Below are 17,759 nucleotides of genomic sequence, written 5' to 3'. Positions count from 1 at the left end.
TCCGGTGACGAGGATCGGCCACGGACTTTATACCCACTATGGTAAAAGTCTGGACGCCGGATTGTTAGCCAGTTAATCTGCCCGGCATGTTCAAATTTCCTGACAGAGAACCGGGATGGCTAAAGAGCGTGCGTTAACCCTTGAATCTTTACGCGTTATGGATGCGATTGATCGACGTGGCAGTTTTGCAGCAGCAGCAGATGAACTGGGGCGTGTTCCTTCTGCCCTCAGCTACACCATGCAAAAGCTGGAAGAGGAGCTGGATGTGGTGCTGTTTGACCGCTCCGGTCACCGCACTAAATTTACCAACGTGGGACGCATGCTGCTGGAGCGTGGCCGGGTGCTGCTGGAAGCGGCCGATAAGCTTACCACCGACGCTGAAGCGCTGGCTCGCGGCTGGGAAACCCATCTGACTATCGTCACCGAAGCGCTGGTGCCCATTGATGCACTCTTTCCGCTGGTGACCCGTCTGGCCGATAAAGCCAATACGCAATTTTCGCTGGTCACTGAAGTGCTGGCGGGCGCGTGGGAACGGCTGGAGCAGGGTCGCGCCGATATCGTGATTGCCCCCGATATGCACTTCCGTGCCTCCACCGAGATCAACACCCGAAAGCTCTACACCATGATGAGCGTCTATGTAGCCAGTGCTGACCACCCGATTCATAACGAGCCTGAACCCCAGTCTGAAGTGACGCGGGTGAAATACCGTGGCATCGCGGTGGCAGATACCGCGCGTGAGCGCCCGGTGCTGACCGTGCAGTTGCTGGATAAGCAGCAGCGTCTGACCGTGAGCAGCATGGATGATAAGCGCCGTGCGCTGCTGGCAGGCCTGGGTGTGGCGACCATGCCCTATTCACTGGTGGAGCAGGATATTGCGGAAGGCCGCCTGCGCGTGGTGAGTCCGGAATATACCCGCGAGGTCGATATTATTATGGCGTGGCGGCGTGACAGCATGGGCGAAGCCAAATCCTGGTGCCTGCGCGAGATCCCCCGCCTGCTGGCGAAGAAAAACTAAGAGTTTATGGCCGGCTCAGGCAATCCATCGCCACCGCACGGAAGCAGGTGAAATCGGTGCTGTCCCGCAGGCGGGTCATCGCCCTTTCACGCAGGAACGTCACAAACAGATCGTATATCGCCATCGCCTCTTCATATTCACTTTTGCTGATCGCCAGCAGGAAGATGACATAGGCGGTATCGTCTCCCCAGGGAATGCCGTGCGGCGCCAGCACGGTATACACCACGGTTTTCTTCGCCAGTAGTCCCAGCGAGTGCGGCAGCGCAATGCCTTCGCCGAGCATGGTGCTGACAATCGCTTCGCGCTCCTCGACGGACGGATAGAACGCCGCATCCACAAAGCCCTCTTCCTGCAGCTGATCGCACAACTGGCGGAACAGCTCAGATCGGGTCGTCGGCTTGTCGACGATATGAAAGTGCTGGGCATCAAAAAATTTCGCCAACATATAGGGCCGCGTCCGGTCGACCAGCACCAGCTTGCCAATCTGCTCCAGCTGAAAACCGGTGGGAAACGGTGACATCACTACTACCGGTTTCTCTTTTTCGCTGAGCCGGATGGTGGAGATCACAAAATCCTCGTCGATGCGGCTGCGTTCCTCATACTCGCGCTGTGACAGACGCGCCGTGACCTGTAACTGCGGATATTTACGCAGCAGCATCGCCTCAATCATCCGCAGCGTAGAGTTACCGCTGTCGCACACCAGCAGCACCTGCGGATGACGCTGATAACCCACGTCGTAGTGGCGCTCCAGCCCGACGCCGATATGCAGCACCAGAAAACCAATCTCATTCTCAGTAATGACGTAAGGGGTATATTTCCCCCAGCTGGTCACCGCCGCCAGGGTGACATCATAGGCCATGGGATAGTGCTGCTTGATGTTGCTGAGCAGCGGGTTGGGAATGTGAATCTGATAGCGCACCCGGGTAATCATGGTTTTGATATGGGTGAGCAGATCGGCGCGCAGCTGCTGATCGTTTTGCAGATTGAAGTTGTAGTGCGTGTTGATAAAGCTGAGCAGGTAATCCACCAGCGCGTCGGCGTCATCCGCATTGATGGCGCTGGGGGCGATCGCCTGAATGCGCCGTGCGGCGATGTTGACCCGCAGCCAGTTCTCTTCCGCCGGTGAAATCGGTTTGCTGACCAGCGGGCGCATCAGATTAATCAGCTGATGCGCCGCTTCCCGCACCTCATCGCCAATCTCCTCGGCCCCCGGATCGTTAAGCGGATAACCTTCGCTGATGCGACGCACCGCCACGGCGCAATAGAGCCGCAGATAGCGTTCACCCTCATCACTGAGGCGAATGTTGTGCTGCGCAAAACAGCCTTGCAGCAGCGGGCGCAGCGTCTCGAGCATGCCGCTGTTGAGCGCTTCAATTGTCAGCAGCGGACTCTCTGGCTGCGCCTGATCGATTTGCCATAACAGGTCGGTGAGGCAGGTCCGAATCGCCACTTCGCTGCCGAACAGCTTCATGCCGTAATGGGGCTTGCTCTCAATGGTAAGGTGATAACGCCCCAGCCATTCACGTACTTCTGCCATATCGTTCTGCAGGGTGGCGCGGCTGACAAACCACTCTTCCGCCAGCTCTTCCAGTTTCAGGGAGTAGGCGGCGGTGAGAAAGCGGGTCAGCAGATAGCGAACCCGATCCGGCGAAGTGCGCGGCACCCGCAGTGGCGATGCCGTATGCTGCTGCAGATGCTGAAAACGCTGGGCATCCTCAATCTTCAGCTGATAGCCCGCGCCACGGCTAAGGATAAACTGCGCGCCATGGTCTGCCAGCAGCGCATTCAGCGCCGTGATATCGGTGCGCACGGTGCGTGTCGAGACGGCAAAACGCCGCGCCAGCTCATCCTGAGGCAGCGTTTCGTTTTGCAGGGCATCGAACAGTTGCGCAAGGCGCTGATTGGGAAATCTCACAAGCATTACCTGTTTGCTGACAAAGAGTGGGAACATCAGCCTACGGCGATCGTTACGCAACGTCCATGTTGCCCGATCTGCCCGTCAGAGGCAGATCGGGCCGATCACCGGGCCAGTACTGTTTTACAGATGGCCAGCAGCTGCTTCACATCGTCAATGCGGGTCTCTCCGCTGGCTTTGTCGATGATCGAGCTGTAGACGTGCGGGATCACTTTGCGGACGCCCGCTTCCAGCGCAATGCGCACGATCTCGCCGAAATTTTCCAGATCGATACCGCCGGTGGGCTCCAGCCAGAAATCCTGTTTTGCACAGGCTTCCGCTACAGCGCGGTACTCATCCACCGCCTGCAGACCGCCCATCGGGAAATATTTCACCGAGCTGCCGCCCATATCCTGCAACATTGCGATTGCCGTTTCGATGGGTACGATCCCATCCTGCCGTTTTGCGCTGCGCGGTCCGGTGGAGATTTTCACCTGACCCGGCGTGCCGGTGGGCGAGATCAGACCGTTCACTATCGTCTGTGACTGGCCCAGCAGCGCACGACTGGTGGCAACGCCGGTAAAGACCTGATTCACATGCTGTGGTTGCAGCACCTCCGAAATCTCACTCACCATCTGTGACTGTTCAGGATCGCCCGCGCCCAGCCCCACCGACAGTGCATTATCAATCAGCGCGGCATACTCGCGCATATCAGCGATAGCGGCCTCATTGCTGGCGTAGTTTTTTGACAGCACGCCGACCAGCACATGCCCTTCTGCAGCCTGCCAGATAGCGCGCGCATTCTCTTTAGATCCCGCCAGAACGTTAAGGCAGAGACGATCCTGATAGAAATTGGGTGTCAGCGTCATGCGTGTTTCTCTCCATTTAACAGTGCCTGAATGCGGGTGAAAATAGTGTGCAGTTGATCGGCGCTGACGCTGCGCACGTCCGCCTCAATGATCCCCTCGTTGGCTTTGTAGCCACGGAAGTAGATCGCGACGTCGCCCTTTTTCAGCGCCTGCACCAGATCGCCGGTGCGCTGCTGGATCGTGGCTTCGTCGAACTTAATCTCAGCCCGGGCGATGTCGCGTCCGGCGGCATCCCACACGATGCGGGCCGTCACGCCATTCAGGCTGTTGAGCTGCTCAATAAACGGCGTCATTTTTTCCACCATCTGCGCGCCGCTGATTTTTGGCTGGGACAGATAGTTTTCAATCGCCTGGGTCAGCCCCAGAATTCCCTCTTTGCCCACTTTCATCGCGCGGCCAATGCCGTTGGTCTGGCGTTTGACCCACTCAACGTAGTGGTGTCTGCCAATGACCAGGCCGCTGGTAGGCCCTTCAATCGCTTTCGCACCGCTGTAGATCACCAGATCGGCACCCGCCTGGTAGTAGCATTGCAGATCCTCTTCCGCTGCCGCATCGACGATCAGCGGAAGGCCATGCTCACGCGCAACCGCCGCGGCCTGCGCCACATCAAGATGACTCTTCTGCACGCAGTGATGCGATTTCACATAGAGGATTGCTGCAGTCTGTGGCGTGATCGCCGCCGCCAGTTGGGCAGGTGAACACTCGTTGCTGTAACCCGCTTCCACCAGTTGCCCGCCACCCAGCGCCACCATGCTGCCGACCGGGGCGCCATAGTTCACGTTGTGCCCTTTCGGCACCACAATCTGGTGCGGGACGGTGAGCGGCGCGGCGTGCAGGTTATCCACCAGCCAGTCGTTGTCTTTCACAATCACCGCCGCCACGCACTGGGCGATACCAGCCGAGGCGCAGGAGACCACCAGCGCGTTCTCCACCTTCAGCAGACCGGCGATGTAAGCCCCGGTCTTATCCACCAGATCTTTCATTTCGAAGTAGTGATCGAGGCCATACTTCACCGTGTCGATCACGTCACTCGACGGCGTCGAGACGCCGAGGATCGTCATACGGCCAGAGGCGTTAATGACCGGCTTCAGGCCATACTTTTCATATACCGGGGTCATGCGCTATTCCTTCTTCAGTCGCGATCCACTTACCGGCGACCACAGCCGCCAGTGGAACCAGATGCTTCTCACCGGTAACCTCTTCACCTTCTGAATCGATGAAGGGCCGGGCTTCCTCTTTCACGCTAAAAACAGTCAGATCGGCGTCGTAGCCGACTTTCAGCTGGCCTTTGCGCAGCAGGCGCAGTCCGGCGGCCGCGTTAACCGTGACGCAGTCGATCACCTGCGGCAGCGTCATGCCGACGCTAAAGAATTTCGACATCACATGCGCCAGGTTGTGAACCGGCCCGGCCAGACGATTGCGGCAGTAGATGTCAGAGCTGATGGTGTCGGGCAGGATGCCCTGCGCAATCGCCACGCGGGCGACCCCGAAGCTGAAGCTGGCGCTGCCGTGTCCGACATCGAGTTTTACGCCCCGCGCGATAGCATGTCTGACCGCCGCTTTAAGTTCGCCCTGCGGCGTCAGGATGCGGTTGGGTTTGCCATTAAAGCAGTGCGTGATGATGTCGCCTGTGGTCAGCAGATCGGCAATCTGATCGAGATTGGGCGGATTGTTGCCAATGTGAACCATCAGCGGCAGCCCGCCGCTCTCCTGCTGAATGGCCTTAGCTTTTATCAGCGGCTGGACGCCGTTCTGACCGACCACGCTGCTGCTGATGCGCGCCTTGAGGCCGACAATAAAATCGGGCAGTCGCGCGACGGCCTGCTGCACCGCTTCGCCATCGATCTGCGTCATATCGGCCAGCTCATTCTGAGTGACGATGCCGGTGCGGGCGATATTGATCAGCGCATAGACCTGCGTCTGCGCCGCGCGCGTCAGCTGGTAGAAGTCATCAATGTGTTCTGCGCCGGTGCTGCCCGCATCGACCACCGTGGTGACGCCATGCGCCACGCCAATCGCGTCTGCTTCATCATGGTAAATGGGTGATTTGGGATAGCAGTGAACATGGGAGTCGATCCAGCCGGCGCTGACGTAGTAGCGGCCAGCCAGATCGCTTTCGCGCCGGGCCTTGCCCTGCACGTTGCCCACGGCGGCGATGCGGCCATCCTGCAGCGCAATATCGACCACCTGCTCATCGCTGAGTCTTGCTGCGCGGATAATCAAGTCGTACATGGTTTCTCCTTAACGGCAGCCCGCTGCCAGGCTGCCGGTGAGATTCAGAGAGCAATCGGGAACAGCGCACCCAGGATCATCGCACCGAGGATTGCGCCGCCGGTAATCGGCTTGTTCCAGAGATAGAACAGCAGCGCACCCAGCAGCGAACCCAGACCAATCGGAATGGAGGCCGCCATGGCGGACAGGATTATCAGCGGACCCAGGAAGCGGCCCGAAGCATTACCCGCGCCCATCATCACGTCTGCGCCGTAGGTCGAGTCGCTCTGATTGATGGTGAATTTACGCGCCAGAATAATCAGGTAGCCAATCGCCACGCCGATCACCAGCCCCGTCGCCAGTGAGGCCGCAAAATTCGCCACCGGGAAGATGATGCCTGAACCCAGCAGCAGTGCCGGAACGCCCAGCCCCACGCCGGTTTGAATCGCGCCGCCGATATCCAGAATGCCCACCAGCGAGCCTTCGATAATGCGGGCGAACAGGAAGCTGGCACCAAAGGCGGCGACCGCGCCGTAGACGCCGGTTTCCATCCCTGCACGCAGCATCGACACAAACGCCACTTCGTTAAACGCGCCGATGCCATAGAGGTAATACATGTGGGTCCCGGCAAAAACGCCCGAGGAGAGCAGGCCAACAAAGATCGGGAAAGACCAGTCGGCGTACCAGAAGCCTTTATTTTCGTTCATCGCATCGCCCCTTATTTGCCGCTGACTGAGTTATGGATCATGTCGAGCCAGCCGGGAATGCCGAGCTGGAAGGACTGCAGCAGCTTCATGTCGAAACCACGGAAGAAGCCGCTCAGCACAAACAGCAGTACGATCGCGGTCATCATCACTTTGGTGACCCGGTTCCAGCCGCTCTCTTCCACGCCTTTACCGATCAGGATACCCAGCACCAGGCCCGGCACGGCGTTGCCCATGATGAGCTGCGCCAGACCGCCAAAGATGGTGGCCCAGAAGCCTGACTTTTTGCCTGCGTCGATCGCCGCCAGCCAGAAAATCACCGGCATCACCGTGTTCACCAGCAGGTTTGCGGCGGGCACCAGCACTTTGACCGCCGTAACCTGCAGCGCAGCGGGAACCGCCGAGGCGGTAGAGTTGAGGAAGGCGACCACGATCATGCCGATGATGCCGCAGGCGATGGCCATTTTTTTCGGGTCATGCAGCGTCTCCGCCACATTACGGTTTTTCACCATCAGGGCAGCCGCACCCCAGTTTGGAATGATGCGGTGATCCACATCCTGCGTGAATGAACCGGCTGCGACAGACGATGCCCAGGCATTAAAAAAGAAGCCAAGACCAAAGGAGAAGTGGGAGGCCGGATCGCCTTCGCACGAGTTAAGCTCGCCCAGCGTACGAAAGGCGCCCATGCCTTGGGTGGTTGGAGCGTGGAACATGCGAGCAGCGCCCGCACCGACGCCAACCCCGACCAGCCCGCCAATGATCAACGACTTAAACAAAATGATTAAAAACATGTTGTTGTACCTTGTTGTCGTTTTTACCTGCCCTGCCTCAGCCGCTCCATCGCCCCGCCCGACCGCCGCGCTATCGCGACAGCTGGGAATCGGGCCAGTAGCTGGCTGATGTGAACAGGCTCTGTTTTATGATGCCGCCGTGAACGTCACCTGTTCGGTGTCGAAAACGGTGACGCTGACGGTGATCTCCAGCGTGACGCTGAAGCTCCTCCGCTGGCGCGCCAGAAAGAAGAAGAGAAACTTCTCGGTTTTGACGCTCTCCTGCGCGCGCAGCACCCGGACATCCTGAGGTTCAATGCGCAGCAGAATTTTTTGCGTCGCGCGCAGAACCTGGTTCTGCACCCGACTCAGGGCATCGGCAAAGGCTTTCGCTTTGGTGTCGCCTTTGCCCTCAACCGTCACCTGGGTAACGTATTGTTCTTTCATAATCAGCTGCCGTGCTTCTTGTTCCAGGCCTGCACCAGCCGCTCACCTAACTCTTCTTTATCCATAAAGCCGAAGCCCAGCACGGTGGCACCTTCATTAATGGCGGTGACGCCTTCGTCGACAGAGCGCATGCCATGTTTAGCTTTGTAGCCATATTTGTTCTGTGCGGTAATGGCCCCTGCGCCGCCGCTGCCGCAGAACGAGATGCCGAAATCGGCGTTTTCTGCCTTCATCACGTCACCCAGCTTCATGTCAGCGGCCACACCTGGCACCACGACGGCACGGCCACCCGCTTTCTCGATGCCCGCCGCCACTTTCTGGCCCTTACCTAAACGATCGCCAATCACGACTGTTACCATGTTGTGTTCCTCTCTAATTGTTGGATCGCGCGACTTCAATATGCACCGACAGCAGCCAGGCCTCTTCGCGGGGGAGATTGCCGAACAGATCGACGACCTGCTGCGCCAGCGCGACCGTTTCCGGCGGAATATCCTCAAACAGCTCCGCTTCCACTTCCGGCAGCGGCTCTCCGCTCAGCGAGCGTGACGCCATGGCACCGACATGCGATTGCAGCATCTGCTGCTGAACCGCATTGGGCTGAATGCCATGCTGCTGATAGATGGCCGCAATCTGCGTCATCACGCGCTCAGCCAGCTGTTGCACTTTCTCCGGTGGCGCTTCATACACCGGGACGCCGTTATTGCTCACCTTGCTACTCCTGTTAAACCGGATAATTCGCGTTAGAAACAAATTAACGGTCATCACCCCGGCTGTGGAGAGGCAACATTTCCAGCAGCAAGTGGAAATTGAAGTGAAGGTTGTGCGTCAGATCGCAGGCTGCACGCTTAGTGCGACACGCGTCGCATAATGCGCAAAATGATGGATTTAGCGGTGACAGACGGTGATGTTGTGCGACGACAGGCGTGACGCGTTGCGGTTCAGGGCGTGGTTATAAGCAGAAGTGATGGTAAAAGAGCGCCGGTCGGGCTGACCGGCGATCGGATTAACGGAATTTCTTATGGTTGGTATTGCGGATGTCATCAAATTTAGCCGCTTCGCGCTTTGCGCCCTCCACGTTGTTGGCTTTCGCCAGCGCGCTGACCACGTCGATCTGTGCGATGAGTGAGTCGAGGCCCGCGTGATAATCTTTGACCTGCGCGCTGTCAGCAGGCTGACCTTCCAGCTTATCCGGCGTCGATTTTTTAGCATCCTGCGCCGCGGCACGCATTTTAGTTAACGCCTGTTGCATCTCCTGAGCATTGTCACTTTTCTTGACGATTTTCAGGTTCGCATTCAGCGTGTCCATATCCTGCTCCAGATCCGCCGCATAGAGGCTGACGCTGGAGAACAACAGAGAAGCCGACAACATTGCAATTACATGCTTACGCATCATTACTTCCTTTTTATTGTGATGAAAAAAAAGCAGCCAACAGGCTGCTTCAGGAATTCATCTTTATTGTCCCGCTATCTTCATCTCAGGCAGTAACACGGAACCGCACTGAATATTGCTACGGGTTTCAATATCGTCACCAATCGTCACCATGTTGCGCCACATGTCTTTAAGATTTCCGGCGATGGTGACTTCGCTGACCGGGTACTGAATAACACCATTCTCGACCCAGAAACCGGCCGCACCGCGTGAGTAATCACCGGTAATGGCGCTGACGCCCTGGCCCATCAGCTCGGTCACGACTAATCCGGTGCCCATCTGCTTGAGCAGCTCGTCAAAGCTGTGGCCCTGACCGGCAATGCGCCAGTTATGAATGCCGCCAGCGTGACCGGTGCTGGTCAGGCCGAGTTTACGGGCTGAGTAACTGGTCAGCAGCCAGGTCTGCAGCACGCCATCTTTAATGATGTCGCGCGCCTGAGTCCGCACGCCTTCGCTGTCAAAAGGCGTAGAGGCCAGCCCTTTCAGCAGATGCGGCTGCTCATTGATGGTGAGCCACTCCGGCAGAATCTGCTGACCCATGGAATCCAGCAGGAAGGTTGACTTACGGTAAACGCTGCCGCCGCTAATCGCGCCAACCAGATGACCGAATAAGCCGGTCGCCACTTCAGAGGCAAAAATCACCGGGGCTTTCATCGTTGGGAGTTTACGCGGAGCCAGACGGGAGAGCGTGCGGCGTGCGCACTCTGCACCGACCCACTCCGGGCTTTTCAGATCTTCAAAGGCGCGGCCAATGGTGTAGGCGTAGTCGCGCTCCATGTTGCCATCCTGCTCGGCAATCACACTACTGGAGAGCGAGTGGCGGCTTGAGCAGTAGCTCTGCAACATGCCGTGACTGTTGCCAAAGACTTTGATGCCGACGTGGCTGTTGAAGCTGCCACCTTCGGTATTGGTGATACGCTTGTCTGCACGCAGAGACGCCTGTTCTGCCTGCGCAGCCAGTTCAATGGCACGGTCAGCATCAATCTCCCACGGATGGTAGAGATCCAGGTCCGGCGCATCATAGGCCAGCAGCTCTGCGTCGGCCGGTCCGGCAAACGGATCGGGCGAGGTGTAGCGCGCAATATCAATCGCCGCCTGCACGGTACGTTTGATCGCGTCCGGGCTGAGGTCGGTCGATGAGGCGCTGCCTTTACGATTCTGATGATAAACGGTGATGCCCAGCGCACCGTCGCTGTTGAATTCGACGTTTTCCACTTCGCCATAGCGGGTGCTGACCCCGATGCCGGTGGTTTTACTGACTGCCACTTCCGCGCTGTCAGTGCTTGCTTTAGCCAGTTCAAGTGCCTGCGCAATGGCCTGCTCCAGTACTTTTCGCTGTTCTGCAACCTGAGTAGATACGTTCATCGACCTGCCGTCTAATCTTATGTGTGAATGATTTGAGTCTATCAGAGTCAGAGAACAATTTCGCAGTCACCCGATAAACTGGTAGGATTAGCCTCTTTTTTTTGGGAGCCCGGAAATGACCAAACAGCCCGATGAGTGGCTCGACGATGTGCCAGATAATGACGAAGAAGAAGATGAAGAGATTATCTGGGTCAGTAAGAGTGAAATTAAACGCGATGCAGAAGAGTTAAAGCGCCTGGGTGCCGAACTGGTTGAGCTGGGTAAAAACTCGCTGGATAAAATCCCGCTGGATGAGCGCCTGCGTGCCGAAGTCGAGCTGGCGCAGCGCATCAAGAAAGAGGGTCGCCGCCGTCAGCTGCAGCTGATCGGCAAACTGCTGCGCAGTATTGATGTGGAGCCGATCCGCGTTGCGCTGGATAAGCTTAATAATCGTCATAACCAGCAGGTTGCGCTGTTCCATAAACTGGAAATGCTGCGCGATCGTCTGATTGAGCAAGGCGATGAGGCGATGAGTGACGTGATTGCGCTCTATCCCGAAGCCGATCGTCAGCAGTTACGCAGCATGATCCGTAACGCACAGAAAGAGAAAACGGGCAATAAGCCGCCGAAGTCTGCCCGTCAGATTTTCCAGTACCTGCGCGAACTGGCCGAAGCGAAGTAATGCCATGGCGGGCAGCCTCGCCCGCCTCCCGGCAGAGCATTTAGCGATAAATGTAGAGAATACCGGTGCGCAGCCGCAGCTGGCGTTCGCTCGATGTAGCCGAACGTCCGATATCGCCAAAGGTGACGTAAGGCACCCAGACGCGATCGTTGCCAAGCGCATAATCGAACTGTAATTCCTGCTCGTAGTCATCATGTTTATTGGCAAACAGTTTCGCATCCGCGTGCTTATACACCAGCTTATAGGTGGTGGTAAGCCGATCGGTTTTATTCCGCAGATAGAGATCAAAACGGTTAGCAGTACGATGCCGGTCAGTATCACAATAATCAATGCCACCGGTGCGGCATTGATCCTCATGCGCATAATCTGTCAGCTCAAGACGATATAATCCGCCGACAGACCAGCGGTCATTAATTTTATACCAGGGTGCTACACCAAATTTCCATTCGGTACGTGAGGAGTTAAATTCGGGCTGGATAAAAGGCGACAGCGTCCAGTTTCCCCAGAAATACGATTTCAGAAAGGTCACTTCCACCACGTTTAACACGGTGTCGTTATAATATTTGTCTTTCGGATCTGCACCGCCGGTTTTGAATTTGGTTTCGACGCCGAGAAACATATTGTCCGGCAGCGTGGTGCTCAGACCCAGCTTGTCATAGTGTGTGCGGTCACGAAGGCGGTACTCATGACGGTAGTCAACGGTAGCGGTCGCCAGCGCTGTGGCAGAAGTGCTTAGCAGCGCCGCACCCACAAAAAAGGTTAATGATTTATTATTTCCCATAACACCATCCTTATTGGTAGCAATCAGAGCAATGAATTATCCAGATCCATTCATTTAACCCAGAGTTAACTTATATTTAAAATCCGTCCTGATATAAGGTTACGCATAAATAAACCTGTTAATTAAACTTATAACGCTTCTGATTTTATTTATTTAATCAGCAACCAGGATGATGCTAGAAATAACCGGCAGGAGGAGCCTTTCTCTTTCAGACACTAACAGGGGATATATGGCAATAACAGGAAGAGTGAGCAGATCGAATTCAAAATATGCAGTATTGATTGAGGGAATAATATTGTCGGGAATAATGCTTTTAAAAAAGGCGCCCGATAAGGGCGCCCCTGATGTTATGCCAGCCTGTCCAGCAGCTTCTGGTGAATGCCACCAAACCCGCCGTTGCTCATAACCAGAATCGTATCGCCTGGCTGTGCGGCTTTGGCCACCATCTCTACCAGGGTATCGATATCCGCGCTCCAGTGCGCAGGCGGAATGCACGCTTCTGCCACGTCTGAAACCTGCCACGGAATATGGTGCGGCTGGAACAGGAAGACTTCATCCGCTCGCGCCAGTGACGGGGCCAGGTCGTTTTTGCTGACGCCCATCTTCATGGTGTTGGAGCGTGGCTCCAGCACGGCCAGGATGCGCGCTCTGCCGCCGACTTTGCTGCGCAGGGCAGCCAGCGTCGCCAGAATCGCGGTTGGATGGTGCGCGAAGTCATCATAGACTTTGATGCTGTTGACTTCGCCACGCAGCTCCAGCCGGCGACGCGCATTGATAAAGGTGTTCAGTGCCTGGCCTGCATCTTCCGGTTTCACACCCACATGCCGCGCGGCAGCAATTGCCATCAGTCCGTTATGCATGTTGTGTTCGCCAACCAGTCCCCAGTTCACTTCCCCGACTTTCTCGCCGTCGAGCCAGATTTCCCAGTGAGAGGCATCGTTAGTCAGCTTCTTCGCCTGCCAGCGCCCGTGCTCGCCCACGCTCTCCTGCTCGCTCCAGCAGCCCATCGCCATCACCTGTTTGAGGTTAGGATCATGTTCCGGCAGCAGGATCTTGCCCTGCCCCGGCACGATCCGCACCAGATGGTGGAACTGCTTCTGGATCGCCCGCAGATCGTCAAAGATATCGGCGTGATCAAACTCAAGGTTATTGAGGATCAGGGTGCGTGGGCAGTAATGGACAAACTTGGAACGCTTGTCGAAAAACGCGCAGTCGTACTCATCCGCTTCAATCACGAAGAATGGACTTTTTCCTAATTTTGCCGAGACATCGAAGTTTCCAGGCACACCACCAATAATGAAGCCGGGTTCAAGGCCGCACGCCTCGAGAATCCACGCTGCCATGCCTGCTGTGGTGGTTTTGCCGTGGGTTCCGGCCACGGCCAGCACCCAGCGATCGCGCAGCACGAAATCGTGCAGCCACTGTGGGCCAGAGAGGTAAGGAATGTTGCGTTCCAGCACCGCTTCCACACAGGGGTTACCGCGCGTCATCGCATTGCCGATGATGACTAAGTCAGGCACCGGATCAAGCTGGCTGGCGTCGTAACCTTCTGTTAATTCAATACCTTGCTGTTCGAGCAGGGTACTCATTGGCGGATAAACGTTGGCATCTGAACCGGTCACCTGATGACCAAGTGAACGAGCCAGCATCGCCAGACCGCCCATAAAAGTGCCACAAATCCCGAGGATGTGAATGCGCATAACATGATCCATTACTCAAAAGTTCGGCGCACAGTGTAACGCCGGTCGCAGACGGAAGAAACGGATTAGGACTATGGTTTTTGAAGTTCATTCGGCTAAACTGCGTACGCATCCGTTGGCAGACTGTTACGCGTGCTGCCACTCCATCGAAGATTCAGGGAATGTGTTATGAAAACGTTGGGCGAATTTATCGTCGAGAAGCAGCACGACTTTCCGCACGCCACAGGTGAACTGACGGCGCTGATTTCAGCTATCAAGCTGGGTGCCAAAATTATCCACCGCGACATTAATAAAGCCGGTTTAGTGGATATCCTCGGAACCAGCGGCGTGGAGAATATTCAGGGCGAACAGCAGATGAAACTGGATCTGTTTGCTAACGAAAAACTGAAGGCAGCTCTGAAAGCACGTGGCATCGTCGCCGGTATCGCTTCTGAGGAAGAAGACGAGTTCGTTATCTTTGAAGGTGAGGAAAACGGTAAGTACGTAGTGTTAATGGATCCACTGGATGGTTCTTCTAACATCGACGTTAACGTTTCCGTCGGCACCATTTTCTCTATTTATCATCGCGTCAGCGAACCTGGCACGCCAGTCGTTGAAGCGGACTTCATGCAGCCAGGCAACAAGCAGGTTGCTGCGGGTTACGTGGTCTACGGCTCATCCACCATGATGGTTTATACCACTGGTGCAGGTGTGCATGCGTTTACTTACGATCCGTCACTGGGTGTGTTCTGCCTCAGTCACGAGCGTATGACCTATCCACCAACCGGTTACACCTACTCGATCAACGAAGGTAACTACATTCGTTTCCCGCAGGGTGTGAAGAAATATCTGAAGTTCTGTCAGGAAGAGGATCTGCCAACGCATCGTCCTTATACCTCACGTTACATCGGCTCGCTGGTGGCGGATTTCCATCGTAACCTGCTGAAAGGCGGCATCTACCTCTATCCAAGCACCGCCAGCCATCCTCAGGGTAAGCTGCGTCTGCTGTATGAGTGCAACCCGATGGCGTTCCTGGCCGAGCAGGCGGGCGGTAAAGCTACCGACGGTCAGAGACGTATTCTGGATATTCCACCGGTCACGCTGCATCAGCGTTGCCCGTTCTACTGCGGTAATGAGGCGATGGTTAACGACGTTGAGCGTTTCCTGGCTGAGTTCCCGGATTGCCGTCAGGGTTAATCTGGCAGTGGTATAAAAAGAGTTATATAAAAAGGGCGCGATTTCGCGCCCTTTTTGCTTTTACGCCGTCTGCAATCTGAACTGCGCCATGGTTGCCTGAAGCTGATCGGACTGCGCTTCCAGCGACTGAGTCGCGGCGGTTGCCTGCTCCACCAGCGCGGCGTTCTGCTGCGCTGCTGCATCCATCTGCGTGACGGCCAGATTGACCTGCTCAATGCCACGGCTCTGCTCGTCGGAGGCCATCGAGATCTCTTTCATCAGTGCCGTGACGCGCATGACCTCGCCAGAAATCTCATCCATAGTTTCACCCGCGCGCGTCGCCATCTCGGTGCCCTCTTTGACCCGCGTCTGTGAATCACTGATCAGCGTGCGGATCTCTTTGGCGGCGTTAGCACTGCGCTGTGCCAGCGTGCGCACCTCATTCGCTACCACTGCAAAGCCACGGCCCTGTTCGCCTGCACGCGCCGCTTCCACGGCGGCGTTGAGCGCCAGGATGTTAGTCTGGAAGGCGATGCCGTCGATCACGCTGAGAATGTCGCCGATACGATTGGAGCTGTCGGTAATCTCATGCATTTTTTCCATCACATAGCAGACGACTTCCGCGCCGCGATCGGCGGTATCAGAGACCGCATTAGCCAGTTGATGTGCCTGCTGGGCGTTGCTGGCGTTAAGCCGCACCGTGGCGGTGAGCTGCTCCATACTGGCCGCCGTCTGCTCCAGCGAGGCGGCAGACTCCTCGGTGCGCTGCGACAGATTAACGTTACCCGCCGCCAGTTCACGGCTACCGATGTCGATCTGCATACTCGCTTCGCGCACCTGACTCACCGAGGTACGCAACGACTGCTGCATCCCGCTCAGCGCATGGTTCAGCCGACCCAGCTCATTGTTGCTGGACGGTGGCAGCGCCTGCGACAGATCGCCCGCCGCGATCTGCTCAAGATGGACAATCGCCAGGTTCAGCGGCTGTAGCAGCATCCGGCGCAGCAGTTGCCAGGCGAGCACCAGCAGCAGCAGCGTTAATACGCCCGCTACCGCGATCAGGATTTTCATTTTGGTTTCGTTGTGGGCCGCCTCTGCCAGCTGGGCCTGGGTGATCTGATCGGCCAGCTGGCTGAAGTCATTTACTGCCTTATCGTAGCTTGCCGCCAGTGTCGCCAGGTTGCCTTCCAGCAGCTGGTAATATTCGTCGGTATATTGCTTGTCCAGCGCGTCCATCATCGGTTTGATGCCCTGGTCGAGATAGGCTTTGTAACTGGCTGAAACCGCATCCGCCAGCATTTTGCCGTGCGCCGTCACCGTTCCGGCATCCACAAAACGCTTCAGGTGTTTCTGCGATGACACCACATCTGCCTGCGACAGTTTAGTGACTGCCGCACCCTCTTCCAGCATACCAATTTCAATTTTACGTACCGCCAGCGCCGCGTTAGCGCGGGCCCGCATCAGGTCTGAATTGCTCTTATACAGACTGTTCAGCTCGATCCCCTGAATGCGGTTGATCACATCCAGCGAGCGATTCCCTTTGTTAATAGCCACGATACCCATAAAACTCACCGCCAACAGCAGCAGTGTCATGAATGCCAGCAATGCCAGCAACCCCGTGCGAAGTGATAACTGTTTCATCCTGATAGTTTCCGTGTATGTGAAAAGGCGAATTTCAAGCGGCCCTAAAGCGGAGGAATTATCGGCAGTAACGGTCCGAAACTTTAATTGTGATTAGTGTTAACAACTTGATCATCACAGAAACATCCATCAAGCTGATCGCCGCCCTTCCGTTATCCGGAGAAAAGAATGAAACCAGGATTGTTTCTGATGCTGCTGTGTCTCAGCACATCAGCGCTGGCAGAGGATATGCCCCAGGAGGCCTCGCCCGATCGCTGCCTCAATAATGCCCCGACTACGCTTGCCATGAACCAGTGCTACGCGGCGGCCAGTCAGGTGTGGGATCAGGAGATGAATAAGCAGTACAACACACTGATGAAGACCCTGACCGGCGAACCAAAAAATAAACTGCGTGCCGCTCAGCGTGCCTGGCTGAGCTACCGCGACAGCTGGCTGGCGGCGAGCCGCAGTCAGCTCAGCTCTCAGGGAACGCTGGGTAGCGTCGCGCTGAGCGCCCAGAGTCTGAGCCTGGTGCGGAATCAGGCGTTGATGTTGCAGTCACTGGCTAAAAACAGTTGTGCGAACCCCGATGACTGCTGATCGATAACAGGCTTTTGCGCTGACGGAAGTCAGCGCGTTCAATAACCTTCAGGGACAAACCATGGCTGCTTACGCCTCGACCATCATTCTGATCGGCCTCGCCGTACTGAGTTATTTCGTTCACAACAATGCGGTCACCATCTCCATTCTGGTGCTGCTGGCAATCAAAATTACCCCGCTGGCCCAGTTCTTCCCCTACGTCGAAAAACAGGGCATTACCTTAGGCATCATTATTCTTACCGTCGCGGTGATGGCCCCGCTGGCCAGCGGCTCACTGCCTGCCTCCGCGCTGCTCAAATCTTTTGCTAACTGGAAGTCAATTGTGGCGATTCTGGTGGGGATTTTTGTCGCCTGGCTGGGCGGTCGTGGCGTGAACTTTATGAGCGTGCAACCTTCGGTGATCGGGGGGCTGCTGATTGGTACAGTGATTGGCGTGGCGTTCTTCCGGGGCGTGCCGGTAGGGCCACTGATTGCCGCAGGCATTGTTTCATTATTTGTCACGGCTAAGTAGCGTTTGGGCGCATTCCGAAACGCCAAA

The 17,759-nt window shown here is 56.4% G+C and carries 19 protein-coding genes; 5 read left to right on the top strand and 14 right to left on the bottom strand.

Annotation, left to right across the window (positions count from 1 at the left end):
- Positions 1–115 precede the first annotated feature (115 nt).
- The gene (locus ACN1CO_RS17535; RefSeq protein WP_013359142.1) at positions 116–1,015 is read left to right on the top strand and encodes a LysR family transcriptional regulator; all 900 of its coding nucleotides are present in this window, start codon (positions 116–118) and stop codon (positions 1,013–1,015) included.
- 4 nt (positions 1,016–1,019) lie between these two features.
- On the opposite strand, the gene ACN1CO_RS17530 is transcribed toward ACN1CO_RS17535, so the two are convergent.
- The 11 genes from ACN1CO_RS17530 to pmbA form a co-directional block, all read right to left on the bottom strand.
- Positions 1,020–2,930 carry a BglG family transcription antiterminator gene (locus ACN1CO_RS17530; protein ID WP_419140068.1) on the bottom strand — a complete coding sequence of 637 codons (1,911 nt, stop codon included), beginning with the start codon at positions 2,928–2,930 and terminating at the stop codon, positions 1,020–1,022.
- Positions 2,931–3,034: 104 nt separating this feature from the next.
- Positions 3,035–3,778 (bottom strand): 2-dehydro-3-deoxy-phosphogluconate aldolase, encoded by a 744-nt coding sequence (gene dagF, locus ACN1CO_RS17525; RefSeq protein WP_419140067.1) that lies wholly within the window; start codon positions 3,776–3,778, stop codon positions 3,035–3,037.
- A complete protein-coding gene (locus ACN1CO_RS17520) occupies positions 3,775–4,896 on the bottom strand; it encodes a DgaE family pyridoxal phosphate-dependent ammonia lyase (protein WP_419140066.1) in 1,122 nt (373 codons plus the stop codon). The genes dagF and ACN1CO_RS17520 overlap by 4 nt, the downstream gene beginning before the upstream one ends.
- A complete protein-coding gene (locus ACN1CO_RS17515; RefSeq protein WP_419140065.1) occupies positions 4,880–6,010 on the bottom strand; it encodes an amidohydrolase/deacetylase family metallohydrolase in 1,131 nt (376 codons plus the stop codon). Before ACN1CO_RS17515 ends, ACN1CO_RS17520 begins: the two co-directional genes overlap by 17 nt.
- 44 nt (positions 6,011–6,054) lie before the next feature.
- Positions 6,055–6,696: a DUF4310 family protein gene (locus ACN1CO_RS17510; protein ID WP_419140064.1), complete on the bottom strand. Its 642-nt coding sequence runs from the start codon at positions 6,694–6,696 to the stop codon at positions 6,055–6,057.
- 11 nt (positions 6,697–6,707) lie between these two features.
- Entirely contained in the window at positions 6,708–7,484 is a 777-nt protein-coding gene (locus ACN1CO_RS17505) for a DUF4311 domain-containing protein (RefSeq protein WP_008925780.1), read from the bottom strand.
- Positions 7,485–7,610: 126 nt separating this feature from the next.
- Positions 7,611–7,910, bottom strand: coding sequence for a DUF4312 family protein (locus ACN1CO_RS17500; protein ID WP_137241187.1), 300 nt, complete (start codon positions 7,908–7,910; stop codon positions 7,611–7,613).
- A 2-nt stretch (positions 7,911–7,912) separates the two neighbouring features.
- A complete protein-coding gene (locus tag ACN1CO_RS17495; protein ID WP_010256477.1) occupies positions 7,913–8,269 on the bottom strand; it encodes an SFCGS family glycine-rich protein in 357 nt (118 codons plus the stop codon).
- 13 nt (positions 8,270–8,282) lie between these two features.
- Positions 8,283–8,618 (bottom strand): glycine dehydrogenase, encoded by a 336-nt coding sequence (locus ACN1CO_RS17490; protein WP_419140063.1) that lies wholly within the window; start codon positions 8,616–8,618, stop codon positions 8,283–8,285.
- Between the two features lie 295 nt (positions 8,619–8,913).
- Positions 8,914–9,300, bottom strand: a complete 387-nt coding sequence (cybC, locus tag ACN1CO_RS17485; protein ID WP_419140062.1) for a cytochrome b562 — start codon at positions 9,298–9,300, stop codon at positions 8,914–8,916.
- A gap of 63 nt (positions 9,301–9,363) precedes the next feature.
- Positions 9,364–10,704 carry a metalloprotease PmbA gene (gene pmbA, locus ACN1CO_RS17480; protein ID WP_419140061.1) on the bottom strand — a complete coding sequence of 447 codons (1,341 nt, stop codon included), beginning with the start codon at positions 10,702–10,704 and terminating at the stop codon, positions 9,364–9,366.
- A gap of 115 nt (positions 10,705–10,819) precedes the next feature.
- On the opposite strand from pmbA, the gene yjgA reads away from it, so the two are divergent.
- Positions 10,820–11,365 (top strand): ribosome biogenesis factor YjgA, encoded by a 546-nt coding sequence (gene yjgA / locus ACN1CO_RS17475; RefSeq protein ID WP_419140060.1) that lies wholly within the window; start codon positions 10,820–10,822, stop codon positions 11,363–11,365.
- 40 nt (positions 11,366–11,405) lie between these two features.
- Here yjgA and ACN1CO_RS17470 read toward each other — a convergent pair whose 3' ends face one another.
- Both ACN1CO_RS17470 and mpl read right to left on the bottom strand, forming a co-directional pair.
- The gene (locus ACN1CO_RS17470) at positions 11,406–12,146 is read right to left on the bottom strand and encodes an oligogalacturonate-specific porin KdgM family protein (RefSeq protein WP_419140059.1); all 741 of its coding nucleotides are present in this window, start codon (positions 12,144–12,146) and stop codon (positions 11,406–11,408) included.
- Positions 12,147–12,493: 347 nt separating this feature from the next.
- Positions 12,494–13,846 carry a UDP-N-acetylmuramate:L-alanyl-gamma-D-glutamyl-meso-diaminopimelate ligase gene (mpl, locus tag ACN1CO_RS17465; RefSeq protein WP_419140058.1) on the bottom strand — a complete coding sequence of 451 codons (1,353 nt, stop codon included), beginning with the start codon at positions 13,844–13,846 and terminating at the stop codon, positions 12,494–12,496.
- A gap of 168 nt (positions 13,847–14,014) precedes the next feature.
- Here mpl and fbp point away from each other — a divergent pair, with 168 nt between their 5' ends.
- The gene (gene fbp, locus ACN1CO_RS17460; protein ID WP_090966175.1) at positions 14,015–15,022 is read left to right on the top strand and encodes a class 1 fructose-bisphosphatase; all 1,008 of its coding nucleotides are present in this window, start codon (positions 14,015–14,017) and stop codon (positions 15,020–15,022) included.
- A gap of 60 nt (positions 15,023–15,082) precedes the next feature.
- Here the strand turns inward: fbp and ACN1CO_RS17455 are convergent, their stop codons facing one another.
- On the bottom strand, positions 15,083–16,642 hold the full coding sequence (locus ACN1CO_RS17455) for a methyl-accepting chemotaxis protein (RefSeq protein WP_419140057.1): 1,560 nt from the start codon (positions 16,640–16,642) through the stop codon (positions 15,083–15,085).
- 168 nt (positions 16,643–16,810) lie between these two features.
- Here ACN1CO_RS17455 and ACN1CO_RS17450 point away from each other — a divergent pair, with 168 nt between their 5' ends.
- Positions 16,811–17,221 (top strand): lysozyme inhibitor LprI family protein, encoded by a 411-nt coding sequence (locus ACN1CO_RS17450; RefSeq protein WP_419140056.1) that lies wholly within the window; start codon positions 16,811–16,813, stop codon positions 17,219–17,221.
- A gap of 61 nt (positions 17,222–17,282) precedes the next feature.
- A complete protein-coding gene (locus tag ACN1CO_RS17445) occupies positions 17,283–17,732 on the top strand; it encodes a DUF441 domain-containing protein (RefSeq protein WP_419140055.1) in 450 nt (149 codons plus the stop codon).
- Positions 17,733–17,759 lie beyond the last annotated feature (27 nt).

Origin of the sequence: Pantoea sp. R13S299 (genome assembly GCF_048515925.1) — a bacterium.
Taxonomy (GTDB): domain Bacteria; phylum Pseudomonadota; class Gammaproteobacteria; order Enterobacterales; family Enterobacteriaceae; genus Pantoea.
This window is presented reverse-complemented; position numbering and strand designations above follow the sequence as displayed.